Origin of the sequence: Flavobacterium mesophilum, from assembly GCF_039581405.1 — a bacterium.
Classification (GTDB): Bacteria; Bacteroidota; Bacteroidia; order Flavobacteriales; family Flavobacteriaceae; genus Flavobacterium.
In genome coordinates, this window is record NZ_JBCPXZ010000007.1 from 184,402 (window position 1) to 199,810 (window position 15,409).

Annotated in this window: 9 protein-coding genes; all 9 read right to left on the reverse strand. The window is 33.0% G+C overall.

Annotated elements, in window-relative coordinates; genetic code table 11:
- Nucleotide 1: 1 nt before the first annotated feature.
- Nucleotides 2-2,029, reverse strand: coding sequence for a hypothetical protein (locus AAYQ19_RS19940; protein WP_343538751.1), 2,028 nt, complete (start codon nucleotides 2,027-2,029; stop codon nucleotides 2-4).
- 97 nt (nucleotides 2,030-2,126) lie between these two features.
- Complete coding sequence (gene fabG, locus AAYQ19_RS19945; RefSeq protein ID WP_026729795.1) at nucleotides 2,127-2,873, reverse strand: 3-oxoacyl-[acyl-carrier-protein] reductase; 747 nt, start codon at nucleotides 2,871-2,873, stop codon at nucleotides 2,127-2,129.
- Nucleotides 2,874-3,037: 164 nt separating this feature from the next.
- Nucleotides 3,038-4,381, reverse strand: a complete 1,344-nt coding sequence (locus tag AAYQ19_RS19950; protein ID WP_343538754.1) for a DUF4302 domain-containing protein — start codon at nucleotides 4,379-4,381, stop codon at nucleotides 3,038-3,040.
- A gap of 12 nt (nucleotides 4,382-4,393) precedes the next feature.
- Nucleotides 4,394-5,254: a zinc-binding metallopeptidase gene (locus tag AAYQ19_RS19955; protein ID WP_343538756.1), complete on the reverse strand. Its 861-nt coding sequence runs from the start codon at nucleotides 5,252-5,254 to the stop codon at nucleotides 4,394-4,396.
- Nucleotides 5,255-5,273: 19 nt separating this feature from the next.
- Nucleotides 5,274-6,761 carry a RagB/SusD family nutrient uptake outer membrane protein gene (locus AAYQ19_RS19960; protein WP_343538757.1) on the reverse strand — a complete coding sequence of 496 codons (1,488 nt, stop codon included), beginning with the start codon at nucleotides 6,759-6,761 and terminating at the stop codon, nucleotides 5,274-5,276.
- Between the two features lie 11 nt (nucleotides 6,762-6,772).
- A complete protein-coding gene (locus AAYQ19_RS19965; protein WP_343538758.1) occupies nucleotides 6,773-10,480 on the reverse strand; it encodes a SusC/RagA family TonB-linked outer membrane protein in 3,708 nt (1,235 codons plus the stop codon).
- Nucleotides 10,481-10,722: 242 nt separating this feature from the next.
- A complete protein-coding gene (locus AAYQ19_RS19970) occupies nucleotides 10,723-11,835 on the reverse strand; it encodes a FecR family protein (protein ID WP_343538759.1) in 1,113 nt (370 codons plus the stop codon).
- A gap of 89 nt (nucleotides 11,836-11,924) precedes the next feature.
- Nucleotides 11,925-12,533, reverse strand: a complete 609-nt coding sequence (locus AAYQ19_RS19975; RefSeq protein WP_343538760.1) for an RNA polymerase sigma factor — start codon at nucleotides 12,531-12,533, stop codon at nucleotides 11,925-11,927.
- Between the two features lie 251 nt (nucleotides 12,534-12,784).
- A complete protein-coding gene (locus tag AAYQ19_RS19980) occupies nucleotides 12,785-15,313 on the reverse strand; it encodes a DUF7619 domain-containing protein (protein WP_343538762.1) in 2,529 nt (842 codons plus the stop codon).
- Nucleotides 15,314-15,409: the final 96 nt, after the last annotated feature.

A 15,409-nucleotide genomic window follows, 5' to 3' on the forward strand; every position in this document is an offset into this window, starting at 1 on the left:
ATCACAACAATCCGTTATATTTTCTAACAAACCACTCTGTTGTCAATAAAACTGCAATCAAGATCAACAACCAAACCCAGTCAATTATAGGAGTTTTTGTAGCAATGTTTTTCTCAATTGACTTGTATTCTTTATTCTCTAAAAGTGTGTTGATCAAATCATCTGCTTGATTTTCAAAGAAAGCTTTTCCGTTTGTCTGCAATGCCAATTGCTTTAATTTTAAAACGTCAGGATTTACAAATTGTTTTTCGATATCAAAATCTAAAATTTCAAAATGACTTGAATACGAGGTATTTGAATTTAATTCTTTTACCGTGAAATTGTATTTTCCGGCCGTTAATCCGTCAAGATTTACAGAATAGGAATTGTTTCCTTTTAATAAATCGTAATTTTTGCTTTGCTTCGTTTCGGCATTGGTAACCGAAATTGTTAATCTGGCTTTTTCGTCAAATTCGTAGTTTTTATTGAAATATTGCGCATTGATTATAAGCTCGTCTCCCGAATTATAAAAACTTTCATGCGTTACAACCAAAGATTTTTTTGAAGCTGAAGTTGCCAAAAACTGAATGATCTTATCTATAAAAACGTCATATTTTTCAAAAGATTGATTGTCGATATGACTTTGCAAACGCCATTTCCAACTGTTTTCTCCTAAAAGAAAAGCAGTTCGTTTTCCTTGGTTTTCGGCGAAAGCCAATAGAGGCGCATTTGTAGAAACATTTCTAATTCTTGAAGAAAGCAGAACAGAAACATTTCCGTTAGTCGAAATTGTTCCGAAAGCATTTTGCAATGGCGGGAAATTTTCAAAACCAATATTATCAATGGCAAACAAATTAAACTGAGATTGAAATTCAGACAAATAATCTTCTATTTGTCCGCTCATTTTAAAAATCAGATTGTTTTGTTGTTGGTTTAGAAAATTGAAATCAGTACTGTTTCCTGTAATAATAAAAGTATTTCTTCCCGCATTTTTATTATTGTCAAAAATGGCTTTAAAAGAAGCATTTGGTTGATACAAAACCAAAACCGAAGCTTCTTGCAACTGATTGATATCATTTGGTTTAACCAAAATCACTTTACGTTGTGCATTAACTTCAATTGAACGTTTTAAAGCCGCAATATCAGGATGATTTATAGCCGAAACAATGGCAATTGTTGACTTTTGGTCGATAATTTCGACAGCAAAATTCTTAATATTATTGTAGCTGTTTTTCTCTTTTGCACTAGAAGAAATTGACGCTCTAAAAATCTGCAACCCAACTTTATCTGCTGGCAAAAGCAAATTCAGTGAAGCTGTTTTTTTAGACGGAGAAAAAGAAACTTTCTCTTTTGCCACAACTGAATTTCCTTGTGAAATAGTAAAATCAGCAGTCGCAGGTTTGTCGCCTGAATATTGAAGAAAAACTTCAACAGGAAATTTATTTTTATGGAAAGCGTATTTATTTACGTTTAGTTGATTGATTTTTAAATCAAAAAAAGTAGTTGTATCTCCCACAACCAAAGGATAAACTTTATTGACAGGATCAAATCGATATACATAATCGTTTCCTGTAGTTTGATTTCCATCAGTAATAATCACTGTTGGGAAAATCAGGTTTTTGTTGATGCTTTTTAGATTTTTGGCAACTTCATCAAGATTGGTTTGATTGCCGCTAAAATCAAATTTATCTGAAGATTTAAAATCGGCATCAAATTGATAGGACTGAATTTCGAATTTTTCTTTGATAGCAGGATTCGAAATTAGTTTTTGATACAATTCAACAACTTTTTTATCCGATTTCAAAGCAGTTATCGAACTCGAGTTGTCCACTGCGATTGCCAAAGGCGTTTTTACAACTTCAAGCGAACTCTTAGAAATTATTGGGTTTATCAACAAAAGCAATAATCCAAAAATGGCTGAAAAACGCAAAAAAGCCAAAAACCAAATCAGATTTGATTTGTTTTTGGCTTTAAAAAAATATTGAAAATACGACAATCCACCAGCTATTATTAAAGAAAGTAATAATAAAAAAATCGTGTTTGAAGTCATATTTATTTAGTGCTTATAAGATTTAATAATTCAAAGATTTCAAAATTAAATCTTTGTCCCGATTACTATCGGGATTGCAACTTAGTACCTCAGTACCTTAGGTAAGCATTCCTCCACAAACGTTAAGAACTTGTCCTGTAACGTATGCACTCATATCTGAAGCTAAGAAAAGACATGCATTTGCAACATCTTCAGTAGTTCCTCCACGTTTCAACGGAATTCCGTCTCTCCATCCTTTTACTACATCTTCAGGTAATTTTGCAGTCATTTCAGTTTCGATGAAACCAGGAGCGATTGCATTACAACGAATGTTACGAGAACCCAATTCAAGCGCTACAGATTTTGTGAAACCAATTGCACCCGCTTTAGAAGCTGCGTAGTTCGTTTGACCAGCGTTTCCAGAAACACCTACAACAGAACTAATGTTGATGATTGAACCAGCACGTTGTTTCAAGAATGTTTTTTGAATTGCTTTTGTCATATTGAAAACAGATTTCAAGTTAACATCAATAACTTGGTCGAAATCAGCTTCAGACATACGCATTAATAAGTTATCTTTTGTAATTCCGGCGTTATTGATCAAAATATCAACTGTTCCAAAATCTGCCAAAACAGCATCAACAAAAGCCTGCGCTTCATTAAAATCGGCTGCATTAGATTGATATCCTTTTGCTTTCACTCCTAAGCTATTCAACTCAGCCTCAAGAGCTTCTGCAGATGCAGCAGATGAACTATATGTAAATGCTACGTTTGCACCATGTTTAGCAAAAACTTCTGCAATTCCTTTCCCGATTCCGCGGCTAGCGCCGGTAATGATTGCTACTTTTCCTTCTAGTAATTTCATATTAAGGTATTCGTTTTTATTTTTTGAAATACAAATATAGATTATTTGGGCGTTTAATAAAATTTGGAACGCAAAAAATGGTGTATTATCTTCTTTTCTAAACAAAAAAAGCAACTCAAAATATGAGTTGCTTTTCCTCCAAAATTAAAAACAAAACTAAAAAACTAATTCAGTTTCCAAGTTGTCATCCTAAATGGGGTTGACGAACTCGTAAATGTGTAAACTGTGTTTGAATAATATAATTTAAAACTTTCCTTTTTCACATATATTCCATTAGCGTCCATCAAGTTCTTATCAAAACTTGCCAAGAATGCTGGAGTTGCAACTGTAGTATTTCCATTCCATGATTTATGTTTAAGAATAACCTTTTTACCAACCGGATCTTCTACTACATCAACAAAATGTTGCAATGCACCTCTGCCTACAAACGTATAATAGATAAAAGTCCCTAAAGAATGATTGAAATATATTTGAACAGAAGCAACACTTTGACCTGCAGGTAATGCAGCGTTAATCTTTTCAATTTCGGCAAGGAATAATTTAGAATTTGTTGGTGCATCAGCTGTATAATCATCAGGATAATAACCAAATCTAGAGTAAACTTTTCCTGGAAGAACTATTTTATAATCCTCTGTTAATACTAATGGTTTGTCTGTATATTTAATTACAGCACTTACTCCATTTGTACCAGTAGCAGTAAAACTTCCAGTAACATCATCATAAACAAATGAGGTAAGTTTTTGATCTTTTACTACCACAGCTGGACTCACAATAATTCCTGTTGGTGTATAAGCAATACCCATATCGTAACTGAGTGAATAACCTGCTTCTATAGAATTTGCTTCTGCAAAACGCGTTACTTGAGTAAAACTAAAATCAAACTGATGCTTTGTCGTTCCGTCATTTGTTTCCAATAATCTAAACAACGGACGCGCATCCGAACCAATAACATTTTGCTCCATTATAGTATGCTTTGGAAGATTTGCCCAATCAGCTGCAGTTGCTTTTACAAAACGAAGTTCCTGAACAGTTCTGTTTGTTTTGAAAATGATTTCGCCATTTTCTTGTCCGTAATACAAAAACTGGAAATCTCCTAAATAGCCTTTCCCTCTTAATACATCAATCGGATAACTTTCTGAATCTGATAAAAGATGAATTCTATTTTTGGTCGTAAATGTCAAACTTACTGTACTTCCAAGCTGAATTGCATATTCACTTTTATAAGTATCTGTATCGCTGTCAAAATCTGATGCCATTTGCACAGTTCCATCGGCAGCAAATTTGAATAAATGCGTATAACCGCCTAAAAGCGTATTATCTGTAAAATAAACTGCTTTCCATCCGTATTCAGAAGTAAGCAAAAGATCGGCTAATTCTTTTTTCTGAGCGTTTAATCTTTCTGTTGGTGTTTGATCAAATTTTTGATCTGCTTCTGTACTGCTACAGCCTGCAAATTGCAATGAAATTATTATCAAGACCAGATATTTCAATATATTTTTTGCTTTCATAATTTTCATTTATTAGTTGTTTATTACCGCATTTGTATTCTTTTCGGCTTCGTCGCGCAAAGCATAGAAATCAATGTTGTAAGCATCTTTATAATATTTTACCACAAGAGCTTCTTTCGCTTTTAGCTGTGCAACTGCAGTCGTACTTTTGATTCCTGCTAAAATTGCCGCGTATTCTGCTTTAGAATTAATGAGCATCATAGAAGCCATTTCAGCAAAATCTTCGTTGATATTGCTTCTCGCATAATTGGTAATAAAACCCATTTCTCTTGACGCCGCATCTGTATATAAATGCCAACTTGCCGTATAACCAACTGGTGTAATCGTTGCCCAAGTTTTCTCATCAAAAGGCTTATTTTGATTCAAAATATGAACATACTCGTGCTGAATGGTATGCAAAAATTGTTTGATATTTTCCCTGTCTTCCTTGTCTACATAATCAGTTTCAAAAAGGGTAACGCGCTGACCACCTTCTGCTAAACCTAGCGTTTTGGTCCCAACAGTATTCAAATTCACGCCTCCAACTAAAACAAATTCTCTTGGAGCTACTTTTTTAACAAAATCAGCTCCACCAATTACTCTATAACTGTCCAACCAGATTTTCTGAACAATTTCAAGTGCTGGCTGTACTTTTTCTACCAAAGGAGGAAATAAATAACGGTTATTGTCAACTGTATTCTGATTCCATTTGTATTGCACATTGATGTTGTAGGGAATCAAATAATTTGTCGTAATCCAATTATCTAAAGCCGTTTTTTGTGGTTGGGTAAAATCTAATTGGCTTTCTCCTGGCTGTTCTTCATGAGCACAAGAAACAAGCGATATGATTAATAAACATAACCCTGCTATTTTATTATATTTTGATAATTTCATGTCTTTTCAATTAAAGTTTTTATCTAGGATTTGACTCGATACCGTTGCTTGAAGCGTGAAGCGGAATTTGCATTGCTCTACGTTTGTCATCTTTTGCAAGCGTGTTTGTCGGTTTATTGATTGTTTCATGTTTTACAACGATATTGAATCGTTTTACATCAAACCATCTCATTCCTTCATGAATAAAATCTCTTCTTCTAGTTTCAGCAAGTGCCTTGATATAAGAAGTCTGAACTGGCGTTAACGCATAAAATGGTGTAAATTCATTGTCAATTACTGGATATTTTGCAACAACTTTAGCTTCAGTCAATTTATCTGTTGTGGCATTGTAACCATTTGTTCTTGTTGAAAGAAAATATTCCAATTCGGCATTTGCTTCTGCAATTTGTCCTTTCATAACATGTGCTTCAATTCTGTTCAAGAAAAATTCGTCATTGCTTAATAGAACTTGAGCTAAATAGCCATTTCCAATATTTGCAGTAACATTGCTGTATTTGAAATATTCGTAAAATTTAGGCACGAAAGCCGTGATAAAACTGTTGCGAGAATAAATTAAATAATACCAAGGTTTGCCAAAAATATTAGTCTGCGTACCAATGATTTCTTCTGTTTTAGTTCCCGCAAGAAAAAATCTGTACGCACTAGATCCGCCATAAGAAGCTCTGGCATAATACGATTCTGGGGAAGCAATCAATAAATTTGTACTTTCATCGCTTTTTGCATAACGCATATTTTGAGTTTGGAAGTCATTTGCCAAATACGAAGCATAATCTCTTAATTTTCCAACTGGTCTTGAACCCAAATCATTTGACAATTCAATTACACGATCCCAATTTCCTTTTGTCAAATAGAAACGGCTTGCGAACGCTTTTCCGGCATCTTTATTAAAATGAAATTTCGGTTCTTTATAATCATTAGTCAATAATGGCAAGCCTTCTTCAATATCTTTCTGAATAAAATCAAAAACTTCTGCCATTGTATTTCTCGTATATTTTGTAATCAAAGCCGTTTCTGGTTTTGTTACATACGGAATTCCCAAATCTTTATCTGCTGTTGCCGGATTGTAACGCTGTGACCAAAACGAAACCAGCATAAAATGAGCATAAGCTCTTGCTAACAATGCCTCGCCTTTTTGCGGATTAAGACTTTTTGGATTTCCTAATTCTTCAATTGCAACCAATGCCTTATTTGCATGGGCAATTGCTCTGTAACAAGCATCCCAATACGCGGCTTGGCTATCAGTATCGGTTTCACTTTGAATTTCCCAATTGTAGTTTTGCTCGTTTTTTCTCAATGTATTGGCCAAACCACTATCAAAAACATTATCAGACATTGTTTCAGCAAAGTCAAAATAACTATTCTGCGGATATGCATTCACTAATAATTCAGAAATTTTTTCGGGAGTATCTATTTCGGTTCTGTTATCTGGTTTTTCAGAAAGAAAATCATCACAACTAGTAATACTTAGAAGTACTAATAGAAATAAAGTTATTTTTATCTTTTTCATATTTATAAATATTATAATGAAATGTTTAGAGTAAAAGTATATTGAGACGTAACTGGCAATGCAACACCACCAGAATTTCTAAATTCAGGATCTTGTCCGTTTAATTTTTTATCTGAATATACCAACCAAGGATTCACTGCAGATGCTTTCAAATTGAAAGTGCTTACGCCGATTTTTTTCTTGAAATCTCTAGGGAATTCCCAGCCTAACGAAATATTTTTCAATCTAACGAAATCACCACTCGCGATTCTAACATCAGAGTAATTATACGTATTGTAAGCTCTTGCAAGTGTACGTTCTCCTCCATAATTTGCATTCAAACGTTTGTCTGCAATTACAGGAACATTAGTAAAGTTTTCGTCACCAGGATTGATCCATCGGTTTGTAAAATCTTTAGTAAATACTGTTAAATCATCATAAGAACTATCGTAAACAGGATTCAAACGCACTTTATTCCCGCCTGAACCAACGAAAAAGATATATAATGACCAATCTTTATAGGTGAAAGTATTCGCAAGACCAATCGATTTATTTGGCTCAATCGAACCTTCATATTTCAAATATTTTGTAACGTCTTTATTATCTTGAAAATCAGCACCAGTAATATTATCTGTTTCTCCTTCTGGCATAATAAACGTTGGCAAACCTTGCTCATTCAAACCTGTAAATTGATAAGAATACAATGAATTTCTAGGATGTCCAATTGTGTTACCGCCATTTCCGTCGATCAAGTCAAAAGTGGTTGGTTTATTTTCCAATTTTGTGATTTCTTGCTTGTAAATAGAAAAATTAAGCGTCGTTGACCACTTGAATTTATCAGCCACAATATTTCTTGTTGTAAAACCAACTTCAAGACCTTTTGTTTCCATATTGGCGTTATTTCCTTGTTTAATTCTTTGACCTCCAACACCTGATGTCACTACGTAATCAACCAAGTCAAATGCTTTACGACGATATACGTCAGTTGTAAATGAAATTCTATTTCGGAACATTCCAAGATCAAGACCTAAGTTGGTTTCATATTGTTTTTCCCATGTCAAATCACCATTTTGCAATTCGTCAATTCTGATTCCAGTTTCTCTGTCGTCAAGATTTAAACGATCTGTAATAAAACTTTTGTAGATTGCCAATGAATTTGTCGCTGGACCAGCAGTTGCTGTCAAACCATATGAACCTCTTAAACTTAAATTGTTTACAGATTCAACATTTTTCATGAAATTTTCTTCAGAAATATTCCATTTTCCACTGAAAGTATACGTTGGAAGCCATCTTGACGAACCACTGTCTCCTTGTCTGTTAGAACCATCATAACGCCCTGTAACCGAAGCGGTATAACGACGATCGTATGTATATCCCACTTTTCCGAAGAAACCAACTGTTCTTTCTTTTTCTTCGCTAAAACCATAATACGAATCTCCAGCATTGATGATTTTTTCAAGCAATCTTGGATCTGTAAAAGCCGTCATTCCTCTGTCGTACTGAATTCCAGCAGCAACAAAATTATCACTTGTTCTGTCAATTGCTCTCATCTCCGTTCCAAAGAAACCTTCCAATTCGTGTTTTTCATTGAAAGTATTTCTATAGCTGACACTGTTTCTCATATTATAAGAAGTCATGTCGTTTGTGAATTTTCTCAAGAAACCTCCATTTGGCAATACTGAAACTTTTGGCGCTGTCAAGTCATTAGGATCTTGATACAAAAAGATATTTTCATCTCTTACAAGCGTATTTTCCATTGCATTGTATGCACCAACAACATTCGAATTTTCTAAAATTTTATGCTCGCGCGTTGTATTTGCATAACGTGCAGAACCTGTCAAATTATAAGTCCAATGTGGATTAATTTTGTATTCCAAATCCAATTGAAAACGAACATCTTTTACATTGATTTCCATGAAGTTGTTTGCCAACTCATTGATAATGTTCATTGGAGCCCAGTTATTTCTGTAATATTCTAAATTTCCATTTTCATCATAAGGCCTAAGCGTTCTGCTCGTATTTAAAACATAATTGAACGGATTGATGTCGAAATCACGAGTTACTTTTCCAAAAACCATATCTTTTTCGCTTTCATAACTTCCTGGCGCGCCTTGATCACGAATAGAAGCTAGCGTAGATAACGTAACATTCAATTTGTCATTGATAAAAAATGTCCCTTTGATGTTTGAAGAAAGTTGTTTTACGTCATCAGCAATTGTCCATCCTGGATCTGTATAATATCCTAAAGACGCATAAAAAGTGTTGTTTTTTCCTCCACCAGAAAAACTTAAAGAGTGATTCTGAGTTAAAGATGGCCTGAATAAAGTTTTAAACCAATCCGTGTTTGCCAATTCGTATTTTTTCAAAAAATTATTACGGCTCACTGGGTCATTGTTTACCAAATAAGCTCCAGTTTCTGGATTGTATGTGTTGATTGCTCTTCCCAAAAGATTATAAGCTCCACCATATCTTCCGTTTACAGTTGATGGCAAATCAAGATATCCTTTTGCTTCCATTTCCTTAAAAATACTCATTGATTCCTGCGAATTCAAGATATCGTACTGACTGTAATTTGGTACTGTTCTCGCGGTTTGTTCAATAGAATAACTTATTTTTAAAGGAGAATCTCTTCGTCCTTGTTTGGTGTTCACGACCACTACTCCATTCAATGATCTTGAACCATAAATTGACGTAGCCGATGCATCTTTAAGAATTTCAATGCTTTGAATGTCATTTGCATTCAAACCGGCAACAGATGAGCTTAATAAAGTTTCAGAATTTCCAGATGCCAAATCAGCAAATGTTAAATTAATAATGTCCTCTTGCACCACACCGTCAATTACCCACAGCGGTTTTGTGTCTCCAAAAATTGAAGATGAACCACGAACTGTAATTTTAGGCGCTGTACCAAAAGTCCCCGTGACATTTTGAACTGTTACTCCGGCAGCTTTTCCTTCGATCATTCGGCTTACGTCAACTACACCATCTATTTTTAATTCACTTCCAGAAATTTTACTAATTGCTCCTGTAAAAGTTCTTTTAGATGTTTTTTCATAACCTGTTGTCACCACAACTTCTTTTAGATTTTGACCTAATTCTGTCAAAACAATTGTTGGCGAAGTATTAGAAGTACCAATTTCTTTTGTCTCCATACCTACATAAGAAATCACTAAAACTGTACTGTTTGCTGGCATTTCAATAGAAAAGTTCCCGTCAAAATCTGTTAAGACAGCAATTTTAGTTCCCTTTGCCAATACTGTTGCTCCCGGAAGCGGGTTTCCTGTTACATCGGTAACTTTTCCTTTTATAATTGGTCCTGCCGTAAAAATATTTGATAATACATCATGATTAGGCGCGCTTGAAAATGAATCTTCAGCCACACTTTTTTGCAAAACAATTTGATTGCTAACTTCAGAAAAAGTAATATTGAAAGGCACTAAAATTCTATTCAAGATACTTGAAAGCGTTTCTTGGTTGGCCTCAATACTAACTTTTTGATTTAATTGAGGCAATCTTGAATTATACGAAAATTTTACTTGTGCAGACTTTTCAATTTTAGATAAAGCATTGTCTAAAGTCAAATTTTCAACTGTAATTGTAACTTTAGTATCTAATTTTTTTTGCCCATTTACACTGTTTGCCATTGTAACACTCGAAAAAATGAGTGCTAAGACAAACTGAAATAGTGTTATTTTCATGATTCGATGGAGTAATCGTTGTTTACCAACTGGTTTTTTCATAATTTTGGTTAGTTTTGATTAATACTGATTCGCGTGTATTCTAAGAAACGAACCGAATTACACTTTACAGAGCGTAATTCAATCCAATAAGTGTCGAGAATGTTACAGCATTTCGGCACTTTTTTTTATGCTTTTTTGTTTTACATAGGCTTATACTATTAGTTTGGTTTTTGGTTTATTTTTGGTGTTAAATTTTAGATTGAAATAAAAAACGTTTTACAATTACAGTTATAAAACAAAATTTAATTGCAACCTTCAGAAGTTATAATGATCTGATTTCCATTCATTTCAAAATTTGTAGAGGCGCTTATACTTTTACAGACAATTTTAAGTTTTTCCGGCAACGGCTGATCGCTTAGCGAAGTGGTCAAATGACAGTCTTTTAGTTTATTTTTAGGATAATCAATTTTGACTTGATAAGCTTGTTCAATTGTCTCAAAGATTTGAGAAACCGGAATATCACTAAATTCAAAACTCAATTGTTCAATATTTCCTGCGCTTTGAACCAATTCTTTGTCCTGCGTAATATTGGTTATTTTATTGAATTTCAAATCATTTCTAAAAAAACGAAGCGCCTGATTTGGCAATAGAACGACTTCTTCCTGATTTGATTGAGCAACCAAATCATTTGATTTTACTTTAACTTTACCGGTGCGAACAAGAACTTCAACATCAGGCTGATCAGAAAAAGCTTTAACTCTAAAACTAGTTCCAACAACTTTTGTGACAATCTCATTTGCGTAAACGAAAAAAGGCTTTTTAGGATTTTTACTAATTTCAAAGAAACCTTCGCCGGATAAATACACCTTTCTCTCGTTACCGGTAAAGATTTTAGGGTAACTTAATTTACTTTTTGGTTGTAATAAAACTGAACTTCCGTCAGATAATGTTATAATTTGGGGATTATTTGAATTGTTTGTCTGCTCAACTAATCCTTCACTATTTTCGGCTATCAGTTCTTTATAAGTAACAATATTGTCAGCTGGCAAGTAATTTTTATAATACCATGTAGCCATCAAGCAAAATAATAAACTTGCAGCAATTCCAGTAAAAAAGTAATTTTTGATAAACTTCGTTTTTGCATTTTTTCCGAAAAGAATTTCATTTTCCTTTTCTTCGATTTTCAGCCAAGTCTTTTGCAGTGCTTTTTGAACATCAGATCTTGATAAATCAGATTCTGGAACTTTCATTGCCAGTACTAAATGTCTTGCATCTTCAACTAGTTTGGCGCGCTCCAGACTTTCTAATGTCCATTCTTCCCAACCATCTTGATCAATTTTAAACAAGATCCATGATTGAAACGATTCGTCAGACAAGAAGTCTTCAATTTGAGTATATGAGTTACGTTTTTGCATCTAAAAATAAGGTTACAAAAACATAGAGGACAGCACTCTTATTATATACTCACTAAATTGTGATTTTTTTTATTTTTTTTTAAAGAATTTTAAAAACTGCTTGCAGATAGCAGAAGAAATAAGGCAAAACTACCTTTCCAATCCTTGCGAAGACTCATCAAACCGCGATGCAATAAATTACTAGCTGATTGATAATTAACATCCAGCATCTCTGCAATTTGTTCTACACTAAGGCCTTGATGATAACGAAGATATAGGGCTTCCTTTTGTCGTGCTGGGAGTTCGTTCAATAATTTATTCAAGCGACCAACCTTTTCTTTTGTAGTTTCATCATCCATAAGTTCGTGTTCTACAGAAAATTCAAGAAGAAATGCTATAGAATCTGTACTGGTAGTTTTTCGAAAGATATGATCGCGTTCATGTAAACGCGCAATACGTTTTCGAACACTTGATAGTAAATAAGCTTTTACAACAACCGAATTTTGCAGTGTATCACGATAAATCCAAATATCTGTAAAAACGTCCTGAATGCAGTCTTGCACTTTTTCCTCAAATGGAGAAAGTGAATTTCCGTATCGAACTAGATCGGCATAATAGCGTTCGAACAACATTGAGAATGATTTTTCATCACCATCTTTCAATTTGCTCCAAAGCGCATTATCATCAAATAAATTGGATGTTAGAGTTGAAGTTTTCATTTATAAATTGGGGCAAAAGCTATTTTACTTAATGAAGACATTATATTTTTTTAACAATATCCTTCACTTTTGTGCGATAAATATATAAAAGCTAATATTTAAAAACAATTTATTTACACAAAAGAGACAGTTTCCTAATATAGAAAACTGTCTCTTTTTCCTGATTTAAAAGGGATTTTGAATGAATGTTAAAATTCCTTTTAAATACAAAACCAAATAAATTATAAGATTTTACGTATTAGAAATATAATTTAATTTTTGATGAATTTCACTGATAAAACTCCTGCGTTTGTCTTTATCTTCAAAATATAATTTCCTGTCTGCAATTTCGAAACATCAATTTTCGAGACATTCTCAGCATGTGGAATTGCAATAATTAGTTGTCCCAACATATCATAAACAGACATAGCCAACTTTTCGACATCGGTTTTAGAATTTATATTCAAAATATCCTTAACTGGATTTGGATAAATACTGAAATATTGAGAAAACTCAAAATCTTGTGTTCCTAAAGCTTTAAATGTCGTACTTGCTTTCTTTGTTAAAATTGGGAAATTATAGTCAAAATAAATATTGGCTTCATTTTCAAAAGTGTCCCCCGCTTTTAAAGTTGGCAATGTTTTGATTTTAAAAGCAACATATCCATTTTTGTTAGCGCTATTAAAAGGCAGATTTATATTTTCAAAGATAAATTCAACTTTATTACCGTCAGAGATTTTTGTTGTGTAAGAATGGCTTGAACTCGTTGGCACCAATGTCGAAATATCAAATTTTGAAAGATCAATCATGTCTTTAACAACAATATTTTGAGCCATATAGGTTCCTGCATTTTCAAAACGAATCAAATAGTGAACATATTCTCCAATCAAAGAAGGTGTAACTATATTTCCTTCCAGACACGTTTTATCGTTTGGATCATAAGAACCAACTACAGTTTCATTATAAGCAAAAGTATTATCTATAGGAATTTCATCAACAACTGAAGAAGTTATTGTAGCTGTGTATGAAAGAATGTCGCCATTGTTTACAGGCGGAGTTGCATTTGGACGATTTACATTGAAATCCAGCATAATCTGTCTAGACTCAAACGGTTTTAAATCTGTAAAATTCCACGAAATTTTATTTGATGTTGTTGCAGAAACCGCAGGATTAGAAGTTGCTAAATTAAGAACAGTATCATCATATGCCAGATTTACTGTTCCAGATTGAGCTTTATTTCCTTTATTCTTAAATACAATTTTATACCTAGCCACAAAACCAGGTCTTGATGGCCAAATTGGCAATATTGTTACTTCCAAATCGTTATGAACTCCAATTGCCTTAACACAAAAATCCTGTACCTTAGGACTGGAAACTGTTGGAAAATCTGCTTGAATTTCTGTTGGGGAAATCGTGAAATAACTTGGATTTTCAAAAACTGGTGTAACTTTATAATTTCCAGCAGCAACTTTTATTTCATATTTGCCAGCTTCACTAGTAATAAAATTACCAGATTTTACTCCGTCATCAATTTTAAACTTTAAAAAAGAAGCCGGAATATCCAAAGCATCACAACCATTATTATTCAAATCATTTCGATTTGTTCCCTGAATAGAAAAACTTTCGCCACCTGGAGCAAAAGAACAATATGAGCCTACATTGCATTCTGTATATCCCTCTTCTTTAAGAATATTTTGAATACTCATTAATTGATCATCATCCGCACAAATATATTCTAATTTAGGATTGTTTGAAAAGTCTAAATCTACTTCAATACTTCCATTCTTCAAAAATACACGTTGTAATAATGGATTATTATCACAATAAAAATTTTGCAACTTACTACAATTTGTTGCATCAATTTCTGTAAACAAATTTCCAAAACAATTCAAAAAAGTTAAATTAGGTACTTCTGACAAATCTAAATTGCTAATTTCATTTTTATAGCAATCTAAATATTGAAGTTTTCCAAGACCTTTTAAATCTAACTTTGTCATCTTATTAAACGCCCCCATTAATTCAAGAAGGCCCGAAAGATGGCTGACATCAATGTTAGTTAAAAAATTATGATCATAGCCCAATTGCCATAATTTGTCAGTAACCGGTAATTTCAAACTAGTTAATTTATTATTATCACAATGCAATGTTTTCATATTAATTGAGCTACTTAAATCTAAATCAACTAAGTCATTATATCCGCAAAATAAATTTTCTAATTTGGAAAAAGTGCTTAAATCTAAACTTGATATTTTATTCTTAAAAATCCCTAAATCAATTAAATCAGGGCATTGATTAAGATCAAGTGAGGTAATCATATTTTCACCACATTGCAAGTGCTGCAAATTTGACAAACCATTCAAATTTAATTCAGTCAATTTGTTAGTCCAACAACCAATTGTTTGAAGTTTTGACAATTGTTGAACATTTAAATTTGTGATATTATTTCTATTACAAGATATTACTTCAAGATTTGACAAACTTCTTAAATCCAACGTTGTTAATTTATTATCAGAACATTCTAAGTATACTAAATTTCTAAAACCTTGAATTCCTTCTAAAGATAATATATCACTATCCTGAATAAATAATGTTTTGATCAATAAAGCTTCTGATTCCTGAATTTCACCATCTTTGTTGATATCAATTTTTCGTGCAGTGCCATCAGCATTCATAGATATTGAATTACCTTCGTTAGCTTCTAGTAGTTTTGCCTTAAAATTAGCGTCAGGAATATTAATTATTTGAGAATTTACTGAAGAAAAAATACACAAAGTCAGTAACAGCAAGTAGTTCTTGGTCATAGGTTTAGTTTATTTTTGGTTTTTAAATATATAAAATCCAAAATTCAAAACCTAAATTTTCATAAAAAAAGCCTTACTAATACTAGCAAGGCTTTT

What these genes read in the sequence shown, in the direction of transcription:
- AAYQ19_RS19940 (WP_343538751.1), bottom strand. Translation starts at nt 2,029, where the DNA reads ATGACTTCAAACACGATTTTTTTATTATTACTTTCTTTAATAATAGCT.
- fabG (WP_026729795.1), bottom strand. Translation starts at nt 2,873, where the DNA reads ATGAAATTACTAGAAGGAAAAGTAGCAATCATTACCGGCGCTAGCCGC.
- AAYQ19_RS19950 (WP_343538754.1), bottom strand. Translation starts at nt 4,381, where the DNA reads ATGAAAGCAAAAAATATATTGAAATATCTGGTCTTGATAATAATTTCA.
- AAYQ19_RS19955 (WP_343538756.1), bottom strand. Translation starts at nt 5,254, where the DNA reads ATGAAATTATCAAAATATAATAAAATAGCAGGGTTATGTTTATTAATC.
- AAYQ19_RS19960 (WP_343538757.1), bottom strand. Translation starts at nt 6,761, where the DNA reads ATGAAAAAGATAAAAATAACTTTATTTCTATTAGTACTTCTAAGTATT.
- AAYQ19_RS19965 (WP_343538758.1), bottom strand. Translation starts at nt 10,480, where the DNA reads ATGAAAAAACCAGTTGGTAAACAACGATTACTCCATCGAATCATGAAA.
- AAYQ19_RS19970 (WP_343538759.1), bottom strand. Translation starts at nt 11,835, where the DNA reads ATGCAAAAACGTAACTCATATACTCAAATTGAAGACTTCTTGTCTGAC.
- AAYQ19_RS19975 (WP_343538760.1), bottom strand. Translation starts at nt 12,533, where the DNA reads ATGAAAACTTCAACTCTAACATCCAATTTATTTGATGATAATGCGCTT.
- AAYQ19_RS19980 (WP_343538762.1), bottom strand. Translation starts at nt 15,313, where the DNA reads ATGACCAAGAACTACTTGCTGTTACTGACTTTGTGTATTTTTTCTTCA.